Below are 13736 nucleotides of genomic sequence, written 5' to 3' on the forward strand. Positions count from 1 at the left end.
CCCACAACCGCCTGGCAGAAAACGGCTGGACCACCCGAAAAAACAGTCGCGGCCACACCGAATGGATCCCACCCCCACACCTCGACACCGGACAACCCCGCGTCAACAACTTCCACCACCCCGAACGACACTTCACCCGCCGGCAAGCCGAGGAAACAGGGGAAGACGAGGCCGGGCCGACCGGGGCAGCCGAGGCCGAGCAGACCGGGCAGACCAGGCAGGCCGGGCAGGCCAGGGAAACCGGGAACGCCGGGCCCTCCTGACCAACAGTCCCCGATCAGCGGATAGTGCCTGCGCCGGGAATAAGCGGCAGGTCCAACGCGGTCACCCAGCCGGGAGGCAGGTCGTTGACGGCCGGCACGGCGTTCAGTGCCCGCAACCCGGTCGTCAGACACCCGGCAGCGGCGGCGTCGCGGCCTGAGCCGTCAGTGAACCGGAAGGCGGTCTCCTGAGAAATGCTGGGGGTTCCCTCGATCTCCACCCGGTAGACGTCATTGTCGTTGCCCGTGGGCCAGTCCGGTGCGGCGTCGAGTCCGATCCGGTTCACGTGCTCAAGCTGGATTCGAGTGTCGCCCCGGTAGATCCCATTGATGGTGAACCGGACGGCTGCGACCGTGCCGGCTTTGATGACTCCCTTCGCGGACGGGCGGTCAGTGGGTGTCACCCACTTGTCCCAGGTCGTCGTGATCTCGTCGAGGGTGATACCCGCGGCGTGAGCGATCATCGGCACGGTAGCGCCCCAGGCGAAGATCAACACGTCGCGGTTCTCCAGCATCGGGCTGAACTCGGGTTCACGGCCGATACCCATCTCCCGCTCGTAGTCACCTTCGTAGTGTGTGTAGTCCAGCAGCTCCGAGGCCCGCACCGTTCGCACCTGCGAGCACAAGCCCATCAGGGTCATCGGGAACAGGTCGTTGGCGAAGCCCGGGTCGATACCGGTGGTGAAGCAGGACGCGGCGCCCTCTTCGCAGGACCTGGCAATCGGTTCGACCCAATTCGGCGGGTTCAGCTGCATAGCCGGCCAGATCCAGGGCGTCATCGCCGTCGAACACACGTCGATGCCGGCTCGCAGGAACCTGGTGATCAGCGAAATGTTATCCCCGGCGTGCAGGGCCGTAGGGCCGTAGTGCACCAGCGCATCCGGATTCAGCGCGACCAACGCGTCCACGTCGTCGGTGGCGTTGACACCGACCGGCGCAGACAGCCCACAGATGTCGCCGGCGTCGCGACCCACCTTCGCCGGGTTGCTGACGCCCACGCCGACCAGCTCGAATCGCGGATGGCTGACGATCTCGGGAATGACCATCTTGCCCACGAAGCCGGTACCCCACACGACAACCCGCTTGACTTCTGGTCGCGGCATCACTGTTGTCCCGGCATCCCGACATCACCTTCCTCGCCCCCTCACCCTATGCGGCACCCCGGCCGGTATTGAACCAATGGCAGCTGCCCTCTGGTGCTGCGTAGCCGGTAGTGACACCATGGGGCACCATGACCAGTCGATCGGTATTCCATCGGATGCGCGACAGCGGACTCTCCACAGTGCTCGCCCTCGGTACCGGGTTCGCGGCCAGCTGCGGCATGGCCCAGGCCGACCCGGGCGGGCCCGGCTACCCGCAAGTCCGCTACGAGGTCAGCGGCACCGGGGTCGCCACGGCGATTTCCTGGCAGTCCGAAAAAGGCCAACAGCACGCGTCGAACGTGCAGCTTCCGTGATCGACGGAATTCACCGCGTTCGCCGGCCAGGTGTTTGTGCTCACCGCGCAGGGGCCGGGCACCATCGCCTGCAAAATCCTGCTCGACGGAGCGGCGGTCAACGACGCGCAGTCCACCGGGACGCCCGGTTTGGCGGTCTGCTCACACTGACCAGTGCCCAGTGCCCCGTGCCCAGCGCCCCGTGTGGGACAGGCCGGGCCGTCGGCCGCCCTGATCACGGCGTGAGTTCGTAGACGAACAGGACACGCTGGTAACCGACCGCCGAGTCGGCTGGCTGCGGGATGCGGGTCACGTGGGCCGCGGTGGAGCCCAGCCATGCCAGCGCTTCGCGGTATTCGGCCGTCCGGGCGGGACGAAACGGGTAGCGGCGGCTGTCGGCGGACGCGCGCACGCGCGCATAGAGCGCGACCTTGCCCAGGAATCCGTCGGGCACGGCCGCAAAAACCATGACGTGGCGACGGCCAACCCGAGCGCACTCCGCGATCAGCCGCACCGGATCTCGACTGTGGTGTAGCACCTCGTTCACGACCACATGGTCAAACGAGTTGTCCGGAAACGGGATCGAAGTCCCATCGAATTCCTCGAAGTCCAATTCCTCGAAATCGATATCGGCCACTTCGGCCAGCCGGGAATCCAGGACGTCGATTCCGGTCGGGGCCACCCCGTACATCTCCCGCAGGTAGGCCGAAAACCGCCCGGTCCCACAGCCGACATCGAGCACGCTTTCACCCTTGCCGACATACCCGCCGAGCCCCCGGGCCCGCTCGCGCGTTCGCTCAGCGGGCCTCATGATCCGCTGGGCCGAACGGCGACGGAGTGTCTCGACATATGGCGGTGCGCCTGTCATCCGCATCCTTGCTTCGAACTGCGCCGAACGTATCACGGGAGCACCAGCCCCGACCCCGGCATCATGCCAAGGGGTGCAAACCTCCGCCTGGTATCTACGATGTCTGCTGTGGTCAGCGAGAACAGCGTCGATACCGCCCCGGTCGAACAGGAGCCCGACTACCGGTTCACCCTGGCCAACGAACGGACATTCCTGGCCTGGCAGCGCACCGCACTGGGGCTGCTCTCCGCCGCTGTCGCGCTGGTGCAGCTGGTCCCCGAGATGGCGGTACCCGGCGCGCGTCACCTGCTGGGCATCGGCCTGGCCACGCTGGCGACCTGCACCAGTGGGATCGGGTTGAAACGCTGGCGTCAGGCAGACTCCGCGATGCGCCGCGGAGTGCCGCTGCCGCGCCACCCGACTCCCGGTTTTCTCGCGATCGGGTTCATCGTGCTCGGGCTGATCACGCTGGGTCTCGTGATCGCAAAGGTGGTCGCGGGTTGAGCGCGACCGAGCCGCAAAGTTCGGCGGTACCGGGCCTGCAGGCCGAACGAACAACACTGGCCTGGACGCGGACCTCGTTCGCCTTCCTGGTCAACGGCGCCGTGCTGGCGATCAAGGATGTGCACGGGGGCACCCTGCGGCTGACTACCGTGGTGCCGGCCAGCCTGGCGTGCGGTGTCGCGCTGTGCACCTACCTGATCGCGCTTCGTCGCCAGCGGACCCTCGGAATGCAGCCGCTGCCGGCCCGGATCACGCCCCGCCGTGAGGTGCACATCGTGGGAATCGGGGCGCTGGTGCTGGTTGCCACCGCGGTGATTTCGCTGCTGCACTGAAGCTTCCCGGCTGCCCGCAGCGAGCCGCTCTACCCAGCCTTGGCTTGCAGATTCGCGACGATCCCCTGGGTGAGGGCATCGGCGTATCGGGCCCTTCCGTCGACGCTTTCCATGGTGGCGGCGTCCTCGGCGTTCTTCATGTTGCCGAGTTCGACCAGCACCGCCGGATACTCGGCCAGGTTCAGGCCCGCGAGGTCCGGGCGACCGTTGAGTCCGTCGGAGCCGATGTAATTGGCCGGCGGGAAACCCGCTGCCAGCAACGCGGACCGCATCGCGTCGGCGAGTTGCAGGGCCGGACCCCGTTGGGCGTCGTTGAGGGGCGGGTTGGAGTAGTTCACGTGGAACCCGTGGCCGGATGCGGGTCCGCCGTCGGCGTGAACGCTGACGATCGCATCCGGTTGGGCCGCGTTGGCACTTGCCGCGCGTGCGTCGATGCAGGGCCCGACGGAGTCGTCATTGTCGCGCGACATCGCGACGTTGACGCCCATGCCTCGCAGGTTGATAGCGACCAGGTCGGCGACGGCCCAGGTGAACGCGTGTTCGGGGTAGCCGTCGCCGGCCGCGGTTCCCGAGGTGTTGCACGGCTTCGTACCGCCCCGGCCGTTGGTGACCTGCCGGTTGATCGACGCATCGGAGACGCCGCTGTGGCCGGGGTCGAGGAACACCGTCATTCCTTCGATCCCGGCGGCCGCGGCATGCGGGCCGATCGCCGTCGCCACCAGGAGCAGGGGTGCGACAGCGGCGCATTTCAGTGCGTCCCGCCTGGAAGATCGAATCACCGCGCGATGGTAACAACCGGCTCGTCCGGCACCCGTCGCGACAGAGGCCCGATGGCGCGAAGTGGCCTACACTCGCCTAATGCGGGTACTCACGTTTGGTCTGGTATTGACCGCGGCGGGCGCATCGGCGATCTTCGTCCCGGCGACCGCACACGCCGATTTCACGTTCTTCAAATCCCCGTCGGGCAACATCACCTGCATTCTCGACAGCACCGTGGCCGAATGCGATATCGCCGAATACACCTTCACACCCCCACCGCCGCCCCCGGACTGTGACGGGACCACGATGTACGGCAACAGATTCTCGTTGCGGGCCGGCAAGCCCGCCGTCGTCACCTGCCACGGTGACACGACGGCATCACCGGGCGAGCCGATACTCAAGTACGGCCAATCCGTCACTGCCGGCACCCTCACGTGCACCAGCGAACAGTCGGGCGTGCAGTGCGCCGACAGCAGCACCGGGCACTATTTCCGCGTCGCCCGCGGCGACTTCGAACTCGGCTAGCAGGAGGGTTCGGGCGGCAACGCCCGAGGACGAGCACTCCGCACCCCACCGTGACGTGGGACAATCGCCGTCGAATATGTTGCTGCGGACACCAACGGAGGGCTTTTGCAGGCAACGTCGTTCGGGAAATACCGGCTTATCGATGTGCTTGGCCGTGGCGGCATGGGCGAGGTATGGCGGGCATACGATACCGCCACCGAGCGTGTGGTAGCGCTGAAGATCCTGCCCTCCGACATTTCCAACGACGCGGTGTTCCAGCAGCGGTTCCGGCGCGAAGCCTATTCGACCGCTCGGCTGAACAACCCGCATCTGATCCCCATCCACACCTACGGGGAAATCGACGGGCGATTGTTCGTGGACATGCGCCTGATAGAGGGGCGCGACCTGCAGGCGGTGCTGGACGCCGGACCGCTGTCGCCGGCCCGGTCGGTCGACATCGTCGACCAGGTCGCCAAGGCACTCAATGCCGCGCACCGCGACGGGCTGTTGCACCGCGATGTCAAGCCGTCCAACATCCTGCTCGACGCCGACGATTTCGCCTACCTGATCGATTTCGGAATCGCTCGCGCCGCAGGGGATCTGGCGTTGACAACAGCCGGAAATGTCATGGGTACGGCCTACTACATGGCCCCGGAACGCTTCGGCGCCACACCGGTCGACGCCCGGTCCGACGTCTATTCACTGGCTTGCGTTCTCTACCAGTGCCTGACCGCCCAGCATCCCTTCCCGGGGTACACACTGGAAAGACAAATCACCGGACACCTCACCAGTCCGCCGCCGCAGCCGTCGCGCACCGATCCGAGCTTGCCGCGGTCGTTGGACACGGTCATCACCAAAGGCATGGCCAAGCAGCCGGCGGATCGATTCGACACCGCGATCGCGCTGGCACTGGCCGCCCGCCACGCGCTGGCCGCCTCGCCCCGAGCTGCCGGCCCCACCGTCGGGCGCCAGCCGCCGATTCAGCCGCCCGAACAGCCACCGCCGCTCCAACCCCAGCCCCGGCCCCAGATCCAGATCCAGCCTCCGGCGGCACCGCCCCGGCAGCGCTGGTGGCGCCGCAAGGCCGCACTCATCCCGGCCGCCATCATCCTCGCCGCCACGGTGGTCGCGACGGCATTGCTGGTCTTCGGGAAGTCGGGCCCCCCGACTCAAGAGTTCGAGCAGGTGACGCTGCCCTTCGTCGGGTTGCAGGATCCGCAGGGTCTGTCGGTCGACAACGGTGGCACGGTCTACGTCGCCGACACCCCGCACAATCGGATTCTGGCGTTGTTCGCCGGCGCCCGGACCCCGGTCATCCTGCCGTTCGACGGCCTCAAGCACCCCACGGGCGTGACGGCGGATGCCACCGGCTCGGTCTACGTCAACGACGCCGGCAACAAGCGGGTGTTGGTGCTTAGGGCGGGCTCGCAAACCCAGCAGGTACTGCCGTTCTCCGGCCTGGGCAATCCGACGGGCCTGTCGGTCGACGGCAGCCGCACCGTCTATGTCGCCGATACCGCGAAGAATCGTATTGTGGCGCTGCGCCACGGTTCGACCAAGCCGACCACGCTGCCCTTCACCGGCCTGAACAGTCCAACCGGCCTGGTGGCCAACAGCACCGGCACGGTCTATGTCGGCGATGGGGGGAACAACCGGGTGCTGATGCTGCCCCCGGGTTCGGACAGCGAGGTGACGCTGCCCTTCACCGGCCTCAAGCAACCCGGAGGTGTCACCTTGGACAACCAGGGCGCCGTCTATGTCAACGACACCGGCAACAACCGGACGCTCAAACTCCCCAAGGGATCCTCGAACCAGATCGAGTTGCGCTTCACCGGTCTCGACTATCCCTGGGGTTTGGCGGTCGACAGGGCGGGCACCGTCTATGTCGGCGGCCGCAACAGCCAAATCGTTGCGCTGCGACCCAAATAGCCGCCGCGCACCCTGGCCATTACACCTAGGTGCGCCGCACGCTCCTGATCGCAATGTCACGCGCCGAGCACAGCCTGCAGGTCAGCGAGCGCACTTTGAGCCGGATCTTCGAGATCTGCAGCGCCTTCCGGCAGAACGGGTACCGGCAGCCGCACGACAGGGTGACCCACCAGTGCGCCGGATGTTCGGCTGCGTCGCAGAATTTCTGGCAGATGCACGGAATCTCGGTCTCGAAATCCAAGGAGGACAGAATTTCGTGTTCCGGCAGAACCGAACACCCCCGAACCATCATGGCTCCAAAGGGTAAAGCTCTAGTTGAGACTTGTCGGTGAGGCGCGCGCATCGCGCCATGAAATAACGACCGCGAAAATCAACCATATGATTCGCCTCCGGGGTCCGCACCCGCGATAGATTGGACCCCCGTTGGGAACACCGCAAGCGGAAGGCCCCGGGATGAGTGAGATCGCAGCAACGTTGGCCCAGATCGTCGGCAACCACAACCTGCTGACCGGCGACGCGATCCCCGAGGACTACTCCCACGACGAGGAATTCACCCGGCCACCGCAGCAGCCCGCCTACCTGGCCAAGCCGGCTACCGCCGAGGAAGTGGCCGGCCTGTTGAGGGCCGCCACCGACCACCGCATCCCGGTGACGGCCCGGGGATCGGGCTGCGGCCTGTGCGGCGCCGCGAGCCCCATGGAGGGCGGCCTGGTGATCTCGTTCGAGCGGATGAACAAGGTGCTTGAGATCGACACCGGCAATCAGGTTGCCGTGGTTCAACCCGGGGTGACCCTTACCGAACTTGACGCCGCCACCGCGGACACCGGGCTGGGTTACATGGTCTGCCCCGGCGAGTTGTCCTCCAGTGTCGGCGGCAACGTCGGCACCAATGCCGGCGGTATGCGCGCGGTCAAGTACGGGGTGGCCCGGCACAACGTGCTCGGGCTTCAGGCGGTATTGCCGACGGGAGAGATCATCCGCACCGGCGGCAAGATCGCCAAGGTGTCGACGGGCTACGACCTGACTCAGTTGATCATCGGCTCCGAAGGGACACTGGCGCTGGCCACCGAGGTGATCGTGAAACTGCACCCGCGCCTGGGCAACAGCGCCACCGTACTGGCCCCGTTCGCCGACTTCGAGCAGGTGATGGCGGCGGTACCGCAGGTCGTCGCCAGCGGCTTGGCCCCCTACCTCCTGGAGTACATCGACAACATGACGATGGCCGCCATCGTCCACACCCAGAGCCTGGAGTTGGGCATCCCCGATCGGGTACGCGACACCTGCCTGGCCTACCTCGTCGTGGGACTGGAGAACCGGACTTCCGATCGCTTGGACGAGGACATCGAGCACACCGGTGAGTTGCTCTCCGAGTTGGGTGCGACCGACTGCTACGTGCTGGACGGCGGTGCGGCACGCCGGTTGATCGAGGCTCGCGAAAGCGCGTTCTGGACGGCCAAGGCGATCGGCGCCGACGACATCATCGACACCGTGGTGCCGCGCTTGGCGATGCCGAAATTCCTGGCTGCCGTCCGTGAGATGGCCGCCGCGGTGGGCGGCGGCGCCGCCGGCTGCGGGCATGCCGGTGACGGTAACGTGCACATGGCGATCCTGTGCAAGGACCCGGTGAAGCGCAAACAGCTGATGACCGACATCTTCACGCTGGCAATGGAATTGGGTGGTGCCATCTCCGGCGAACATGGCCTGGGCAAGGTCAAGACGCCGTACTTCCTCCGGCTGGAAGACCCCGCCAAGATCGCCCTGATGCGCCGCATCAAGCAGGGTTTCGACCCGGCGGGGATCCTCAACCCCGCGGTGATGTTCAGCGACGGAACGGGCGAGGACTGAGCCGGACGCTCAACGGGCATCCGCCCGTCAGCCGGGCAGGACTCGATGAGCATCCTCGGGCACGTCCTTGACCTGCACGCTGGGCCTGGCGCCATAATGCAAGTGTCATCAAACCCGACCGGCGACGAACCCGGCCACCCCGGCGCCCACCCGGCCGCTAGGCTCACAGTCCATGCCGGGCAGCAGCCGACTCACGATCGACGACTGGCTGCAGGCCGGCTACGCGATCGTGGCCGACGAAGGTCTGAACGCGCTCAAGCTCGACCGGCTGACCGCCCGGCTGAACGTCACCAAGGGCAGCTTCTACTGGCATTTCGCCGACATGGCCGGATACCGGAGCGCGCTCATCGAATCCTGGTCGCAGCTGAAGGACCAGGAGCGCCGCGGCATCGAGGCGATGAGCGATGTCGAACCGCGCGAACGACTGGCCGCAATGATTGCGTCGCTGGTCCGGCCGCGGCTGTGGACACTGGAACGAGCCATGCGGGAGTGGGCCCGGTTCGACGCCACCGTCGCCACGGCCATGCGGGCAGCCGACCGAAAGCTGCTCAAGCTCGTTCGAAACGCGTTCTACGACTACGGCTTCGACGATATCGAGGCCGAGATGCGGGCGACCACCGCATTCGCAGCCGGCATCGGCCTGCTGCACATGTCCGGATCGAAGCCCCAATCGAAGGTGCAGCGGGAAAAATTTCTTGACTTCATGCTACGTCCATGAACCATACTAAAAGGTATGGACATTGACAACGACTTCATCGACCGGATCGCCAAGCGTGCCCAGGAGGCCGAGGAGCTGCGACGGCTGCCGGACGACACCGTCACCGAACTCATCGGCACCGGGTTCACCGAACTGCTCAAGCCCAAGCGCTACGGCGGCCAGGAGGCGGAGTTCACCGCGATCCTCGATCCGGTGCGCCGCATGGCCCACGGGTGCGCCTCCACCGCCTGGACCGCCTCGTTCTACGCGCTGCACAACTGGATGCTGGCCCTGTTCGAAGAGCAGGCCCAACAGGAAGGGTTCGCGACGACACCGTTCCTGGCCCCGGCGCCGCTGGCGCCCACCGGCCGGGGGACGCCGGCCGCCGGTGGAATCCGGCTGAGCGGACGCTGGTCCTGGGCCACCGGGGTGATGCACGGCAACTGGATCATGGTCGGTGCGCTGTGCGGTCCCGACGACGCCATCTACCCGGCGCTCGCCCTGCTCCCCATCGAGGACATCGGCGTCGTCGACGTGTGGCAGACCGACGGGATGCGGGCCACCGGATCCAACGACGTCGTCATCGACGACGTCTTCGTCCCCGAGCACCGCCTGGCCAAAGTCGCCGACATCTACGGCGGCACCGCGCCCGGAGCGCGCCTGCACGACGCGACAACCTACCGGTGGCCCATGGTTCCGGCACTGGCGCTCACCGCGGCAATGCCGGCATTGGGCGCGGCCGAACGGGTGACCGAAATCTTCACCCGGCGGATCTCCGAGCGTGTCATCGCCTACGAGGGCAGCAAGCAGCAGGACAAGCCCGCCGCGCAGGCCCGTGTCGGCGAGGCGCAGGTGCGGTTGCGGGCGCTGCACGGACTGCTGGCCGACACCACCGGGCGTATCGCGGAGATCCTGGCCGGCGGAGACCGGGTCTCACGTGCTGTACGGGCCGACGCCCGCCTGGCGGCGGCGCACATCGTGCGGGAATCCCGCGCGGTGATCAACTACCTGTTGGAGGCGTCCGGCGCCAGCGCGCACTTCCTGGACAATCCGCTGCAGCGGGCCAAGCGCGACGCCGACGTGATCGCCGGCCATGTGATCTTCGATTACGACACCAGCCGAGAGCTCGCCGGCGCGCTGGCGATCGGGCTGAAGATTCCCCGGACGGCGATGGTCTGAGCCGGTCACTGCCGTCCGGTCAACCGGTCGACGTCGACGACCTCGCCGCGATTGATGCTGACCCAATCGCGGCCGTCGAGATAGGGCCGCAGACTGCGCCCGATCAACTCCGCATCGGCCGCGGACTTGGGCCGCTGCAGTTCGTAAACGTGCGGCAACCCTGCCATGCCGGTGACCACGTTCCACAGCTTGAGTGCGTCGGCACCCGCCGGCGGATCGACCAGCACCGGGCCGAACAGGCACTGCCCATCCAGGAACAGCGTCGGGACGCCGTAACCCCCCGCCTGGACAACCCGGCCGTGCTCGGCGCGGACTTCGTCGTGGGTGGTCGCATCGTCGAGTGCCGCATCGAAAATCGCGGGATCGGCGCCGATTTCCCCCAGTAGCCGGCGCGCCACCACGGGATCGTGCGGTTTGCCGCCCAGCACGTGCAGCTCGCGGCCGATCACCGAATACCACTGATCCAGCAACGCCATGTCCGATCGGCGCAGCAATGCGCCGATCCGCATCAGCGACCAGCCGTAGGACCAGTCGCGCTCCCACGGGTGCTTCTTGCCCTCGACCCGGTTGACCTCCTCCAGGCTGAAGAACCGCCAGTCGACGCCGATACCCAGCTGGGCACGAACTTCGCGGATCCACAGCGACGTCTGGTAGGCGAACGGGCACATCGGGTCAAAGTGGAAATCCACCGTGCGGAAGTCCGCGTTGTCCGATTCCGTGCCGTCCGACTCTTTGGCGTTCACTACCGGCTCCTGGTATCGACTAACAGCTCATACGGCACGATGGACTGGTGTTCGGGCTCGTCGTCATCGTCGCACTGGTCTTCACCGTAATCGTCGGCACCGTGGCCGGTCAGCGATTCCGCGTCGGTCCGCCGGTCCTGCTCATCCTATTCGGGACGCTGCTCGGCCTGATCCCCAGCTTCGGCGACGTCCAGATCGACGGCGAGATCGTTCTCCTGCTGTTCCTCCCGCCGATCCTGTATTGGGAGGCCCTGAACACCAGCTTCCGGGAAATGCGCTGGAATCTGCGCGTTATCGTCATGTCCAGCATCGGCCTGGTGATCGCCACCGCCGTGGCCGTGTCCTGGACGGCCCGCAGCCTGGGCATGGAGTCGCACACCGCGGCCGTGTTGGGCGCCGTGATCTCGCCCACCGATGCCGCCGCCGTCGCCGGGCTGGCCAAACGGATGCCGCGGCGCGCCGTGACCGTCCTTCGCGGCGAGAGCCTGATCAACGACGGCACCGCGCTGGTGCTCTTCAGCGTGACGATCGCGGTCGCCGAGGGCGCCCGGCAGATCGGCCCCGCCGCCCTGGTCGGCCGATTCACGCTGTCCTACCTGGGCGGGATTATGGCAGGCCTGCTGATCGGCGGGCTGGTCACCCTGACCCGACGAAAAATCGATGCGCCCCTGGAAGAGGCCGCCCTGAGCATCCTCACCCCCTTCGCGGCGTTCCTGTTGGCCGAAACCGTGGAATGCAGCGGCGTTGTCGCGGTCATGATCTCCGGGCTGGTGCTCGCCTACACCGGGCCGGAGGTGATCCGTGCGCGTTCCCGCATGCAGTCCTACACCTTCTGGTCCACCACGACATTCCTGATCAACGGTTCGCTATGGGTTTTCATCGGCGTCCAGATCCCGGGCTCGATCGAGCACATCACCGACATCTCCGGCCACGGGTTGAAATACGCGACCATCCTGGCCCTGGCCGTCACCGGGGTAGTGGTGACAACCAGGATTTTCTGGGTGGAAATGTCCGCGCTGCTGGGGCGCGTCATCGATACGATCTCCAAGCGGCCTCATCAGAATGTGCCTTTCCGGCAGCGCTGCGTCACCAGCTGGGCCGGATTCCGGGGGGCGGTGTCGCTGGCCGCGGCCCTGGCGGTGCCGGTGTCTCTGCCCAGCGGCACCCCGTTCCCCCACCGCAACCTGCTCATCTTCGTGGTCGTCGTCGTCATCCTGATCACCTCGGTGGTCCAGGGCAGCACCCTGCCGCTGGTCCTGAAGTGGGCCAAACTCCCCGAGGACGTCGCCCAGGCCGGCGAAATGCAGCTGGCCCAGGAACGCGCCGCGGAAGCCGCCCGGGAGGCCCTGCCGCAGGTCGCCGCGGAACTCAAAGTCGGCCCGGCGCTGCTCAAGCGCCTCACCGCCGAATACGACGAGTGGTACACGATCGTCAAGTCCAACGCCGACGACGCCGCCGACAGTCACGTGGCCGAAAACTCCTCGCTGGCTCGCAGGGTGCGACTTGCCGTCCTCGACCGCCAGCGACAAGCGGTCACCGCCCTGCGCAATCAGAACCTCATCGACGACATCGTGTTGCGCGACGTGCAGTTGGTGATGGATCTTGAGGAGCTGCACCTGCTGAACCCCGCCGACACCGAGCGGTGACGCCGAAGCGGGCCGACCCAGACTGCTCGACTGCCGCCAATGAATAGGTAAGGACGCACGCCATGGACATCTTCGCCGAATGGCAACGCGACGGATCGCAACTGCGCTGGAGTTCAACGACTCCGGAGAACGGCGGAGCGGAAGTCTCGGTGTTCACCCGGCGCTGCGGCACCCCGGGGGCACCGCCGCTGGTGTGCGTGCACGGCTTCCCGACCTCCAGCATCGACTACTACGCCCTGGCGGGTGAACTTCGCGAAGAGTTCGACATCTTCGTCCTGGATTTCCCCGGCTACGGACTGTCCGACAAGCCCGCGCACCCCTACGTCTACTCGATCTATGACGACGCCCGCCTGCTGGTCCACGCAATCACCCGGGTGTGGAACCTGACGGGATTCCGGATGCTGACCCACGATCGCGGCAGCAGCGTCGGCATGGTAGCCCTGGGCCTGTTGGCCGCCGAGAACACACTGCCCGTCGACACCATCATCACCAACGCCAACATCTACCTCCCGTTGTCCAACCTCACCGCGTTTCAGACCGCACTGCTCGACGAGGCAACCGCACGCGAGACGGCCGCCGCCACCACCCCGGACATGCTGGCCGCGGGCCTGGGCTTCACCACCTTCATTCCCCGCCGCACCCCGGATGACCCCGAAATATCGGCCCTGGCGAAATGTTTCGCCCACAACGACGGCACCGGTGTGCTGCCCGACACCATTAAGTACCTGAATGAACGTGCCGCGGGCGAAACTCGCTGGCTGGAACAGCTTTCGGGCATCCCCGGCAACACCACCCTGGCCTGGGGCCTGCACGACGCCGTCGCGCCGCTGCGCGTCGCCAACCACGTCTGGCAGGCATACCTGCGAGACAAGCCGGGACTCAGCCGCTACTGGGTGCTGCCCAACGCCGATCACTACCTCCAGTGCGACGCACCCGCGGACCTGGCGCAGATCGTTCGCCTCACCGCGGCGGGCGAAGATACCGCGCTCCAGACAATCGGAAACCGGACCGACGGTGCGGTTCTGGTGGACCAGCAGGACACGCGTGCGCCGTAAC

The 13736-nt window shown here is 66.6% G+C and carries 15 protein-coding genes and 1 pseudogene; 11 read left to right on the forward strand and 5 right to left on the reverse strand.

Features of this window, described 5'->3' with window-relative positions:
• Positions 1-263, forward strand: a pseudogene (locus ACK5M9_RS10890) (hypothetical protein); the annotation flags it as partial.
• 14 nt (positions 264-277) lie between these two features.
• On the opposite strand, the gene ACK5M9_RS10895 reads toward ACK5M9_RS10890, so the two are convergent.
• Positions 278-1363 carry a dihydrodipicolinate reductase gene (locus ACK5M9_RS10895; RefSeq protein ID WP_416893188.1) on the reverse strand — a complete coding sequence of 362 codons (1086 nt, stop codon included), beginning with the start codon at positions 1361-1363 and terminating at the stop codon, positions 278-280.
• 128 nt (positions 1364-1491) lie between these two features.
• Here ACK5M9_RS10895 and ACK5M9_RS10900 point away from each other — a divergent pair, with 128 nt between their 5' ends.
• On the forward strand, positions 1492-1716 hold the full coding sequence (locus ACK5M9_RS10900; protein WP_416893189.1) for a hypothetical protein: 225 nt from the start codon (positions 1492-1494) through the stop codon (positions 1714-1716).
• 214 nt (positions 1717-1930) lie between these two features.
• On the opposite strand, the gene ACK5M9_RS10905 is transcribed toward ACK5M9_RS10900, so the two are convergent.
• Positions 1931-2563: a class I SAM-dependent methyltransferase gene (locus ACK5M9_RS10905; RefSeq protein WP_416893190.1), complete on the reverse strand. Its 633-nt coding sequence runs from the start codon at positions 2561-2563 to the stop codon at positions 1931-1933.
• Between the two features lie 99 nt (positions 2564-2662).
• Here ACK5M9_RS10905 and ACK5M9_RS10910 point away from each other — a divergent pair, with 99 nt between their 5' ends.
• A complete protein-coding gene (locus ACK5M9_RS10910) occupies positions 2663-3046 on the forward strand; it encodes a YidH family protein (protein WP_416893191.1) in 384 nt (127 codons plus the stop codon).
• Entirely contained in the window at positions 3043-3378 is a 336-nt protein-coding gene (locus ACK5M9_RS10915; protein ID WP_416893192.1) for a DUF202 domain-containing protein, read from the forward strand. The genes ACK5M9_RS10910 and ACK5M9_RS10915 overlap by 4 nt, the downstream gene beginning before the upstream one ends.
• Positions 3379-3407: 29 nt before the next feature.
• Here the strand turns inward: ACK5M9_RS10915 and ACK5M9_RS10920 are convergent, their stop codons facing one another.
• Positions 3408-4157, reverse strand: coding sequence for an Rv3717 family N-acetylmuramoyl-L-alanine amidase (locus tag ACK5M9_RS10920; RefSeq protein ID WP_416893193.1), 750 nt, complete (start codon positions 4155-4157; stop codon positions 3408-3410).
• 79 nt (positions 4158-4236) lie between these two features.
• On the opposite strand from ACK5M9_RS10920, the gene ACK5M9_RS10925 reads away from it, so the two are divergent.
• A complete protein-coding gene (locus ACK5M9_RS10925) occupies positions 4237-4662 on the forward strand; it encodes a DUF6636 domain-containing protein (RefSeq protein WP_416893194.1) in 426 nt (141 codons plus the stop codon).
• 105 nt (positions 4663-4767) lie between these two features.
• Positions 4768-6570, forward strand: a complete 1803-nt coding sequence (locus tag ACK5M9_RS10930; protein WP_416893195.1) for a serine/threonine-protein kinase PknD — start codon at positions 4768-4770, stop codon at positions 6568-6570.
• A 25-nt stretch (positions 6571-6595) separates the two neighbouring features.
• Here ACK5M9_RS10930 and ACK5M9_RS10935 read toward each other — a convergent pair whose 3' ends face one another.
• A complete protein-coding gene (locus ACK5M9_RS10935) occupies positions 6596-6862 on the reverse strand; it encodes a hypothetical protein (RefSeq protein WP_416893196.1) in 267 nt (88 codons plus the stop codon).
• A gap of 161 nt (positions 6863-7023) precedes the next feature.
• Between ACK5M9_RS10935 and ACK5M9_RS10940 the strand changes: the two genes are divergently transcribed.
• The 3 genes from ACK5M9_RS10940 (at position 7024) to ACK5M9_RS10950 (ending at position 10291) form a co-directional block, all read left to right on the forward strand.
• Positions 7024-8415 (forward strand): FAD-binding oxidoreductase, encoded by a 1392-nt coding sequence (locus tag ACK5M9_RS10940; RefSeq protein WP_416893197.1) that lies wholly within the window; start codon positions 7024-7026, stop codon positions 8413-8415.
• 172 nt (positions 8416-8587) lie between these two features.
• A complete protein-coding gene (locus ACK5M9_RS10945; protein WP_416893198.1) occupies positions 8588-9133 on the forward strand; it encodes a TetR/AcrR family transcriptional regulator in 546 nt (181 codons plus the stop codon).
• Between the two features lie 15 nt (positions 9134-9148).
• Positions 9149-10291 carry an acyl-CoA dehydrogenase family protein gene (locus ACK5M9_RS10950; protein ID WP_416893199.1) on the forward strand — a complete coding sequence of 381 codons (1143 nt, stop codon included), beginning with the start codon at positions 9149-9151 and terminating at the stop codon, positions 10289-10291.
• A 5-nt stretch (positions 10292-10296) separates the two neighbouring features.
• Here the strand turns inward: ACK5M9_RS10950 and ACK5M9_RS10955 are convergent, their stop codons facing one another.
• Positions 10297-11034 carry a DsbA family protein gene (locus tag ACK5M9_RS10955; protein ID WP_416893200.1) on the reverse strand — a complete coding sequence of 246 codons (738 nt, stop codon included), beginning with the start codon at positions 11032-11034 and terminating at the stop codon, positions 10297-10299.
• Positions 11035-11081: 47 nt separating this feature from the next.
• Between ACK5M9_RS10955 and ACK5M9_RS10960 the strand changes: the two genes are divergently transcribed.
• Positions 11082-12680: a Na+/H+ antiporter gene (locus ACK5M9_RS10960; protein ID WP_416893201.1), complete on the forward strand. Its 1599-nt coding sequence runs from the start codon at positions 11082-11084 to the stop codon at positions 12678-12680.
• 62 nt (positions 12681-12742) lie between these two features.
• On the forward strand, positions 12743-13735 hold the full coding sequence (locus ACK5M9_RS10965; RefSeq protein WP_416893202.1) for an alpha/beta fold hydrolase: 993 nt from the start codon (positions 12743-12745) through the stop codon (positions 13733-13735).
• The last annotated feature ends 1 nt before the right edge of the window (position 13736 follow it).

The organism is Mycobacterium sp., from assembly GCF_047975165.1.
GTDB lineage: Bacteria > Actinomycetota > Actinomycetes > Mycobacteriales > Mycobacteriaceae > Mycobacterium.

What these genes read in the sequence shown, in the direction of transcription:
- ACK5M9_RS10895 (WP_416893188.1), bottom strand. Translation starts at nt 1,363, where the DNA reads ATGCCGCGACCAGAAGTCAAGCGGGTTGTCGTGTGGGGTACCGGCTTC.
- ACK5M9_RS10910 (WP_416893191.1), top strand. Translation starts at nt 2,663, where the DNA reads ATGTCTGCTGTGGTCAGCGAGAACAGCGTCGATACCGCCCCGGTCGAA.
- ACK5M9_RS10940 (WP_416893197.1), top strand. Translation starts at nt 7,024, where the DNA reads ATGAGTGAGATCGCAGCAACGTTGGCCCAGATCGTCGGCAACCACAAC.
- ACK5M9_RS10935 (WP_416893196.1), bottom strand. Translation starts at nt 6,862, where the DNA reads ATGATGGTTCGGGGGTGTTCGGTTCTGCCGGAACACGAAATTCTGTCC.
- ACK5M9_RS10925 (WP_416893194.1), top strand. Translation starts at nt 4,237, where the DNA reads ATGCGGGTACTCACGTTTGGTCTGGTATTGACCGCGGCGGGCGCATCG.
- ACK5M9_RS10950 (WP_416893199.1), top strand. Translation starts at nt 9,149, where the DNA reads ATGGACATTGACAACGACTTCATCGACCGGATCGCCAAGCGTGCCCAG.
- ACK5M9_RS10945 (WP_416893198.1), top strand. Translation starts at nt 8,588, where the DNA reads ATGCCGGGCAGCAGCCGACTCACGATCGACGACTGGCTGCAGGCCGGC.
- ACK5M9_RS10905 (WP_416893190.1), bottom strand. Translation starts at nt 2,563, where the DNA reads ATGACAGGCGCACCGCCATATGTCGAGACACTCCGTCGCCGTTCGGCC.
- ACK5M9_RS10965 (WP_416893202.1), top strand. Translation starts at nt 12,743, where the DNA reads ATGGACATCTTCGCCGAATGGCAACGCGACGGATCGCAACTGCGCTGG.
- ACK5M9_RS10900 (WP_416893189.1), top strand. Translation starts at nt 1,492, where the DNA reads ATGACCAGTCGATCGGTATTCCATCGGATGCGCGACAGCGGACTCTCC.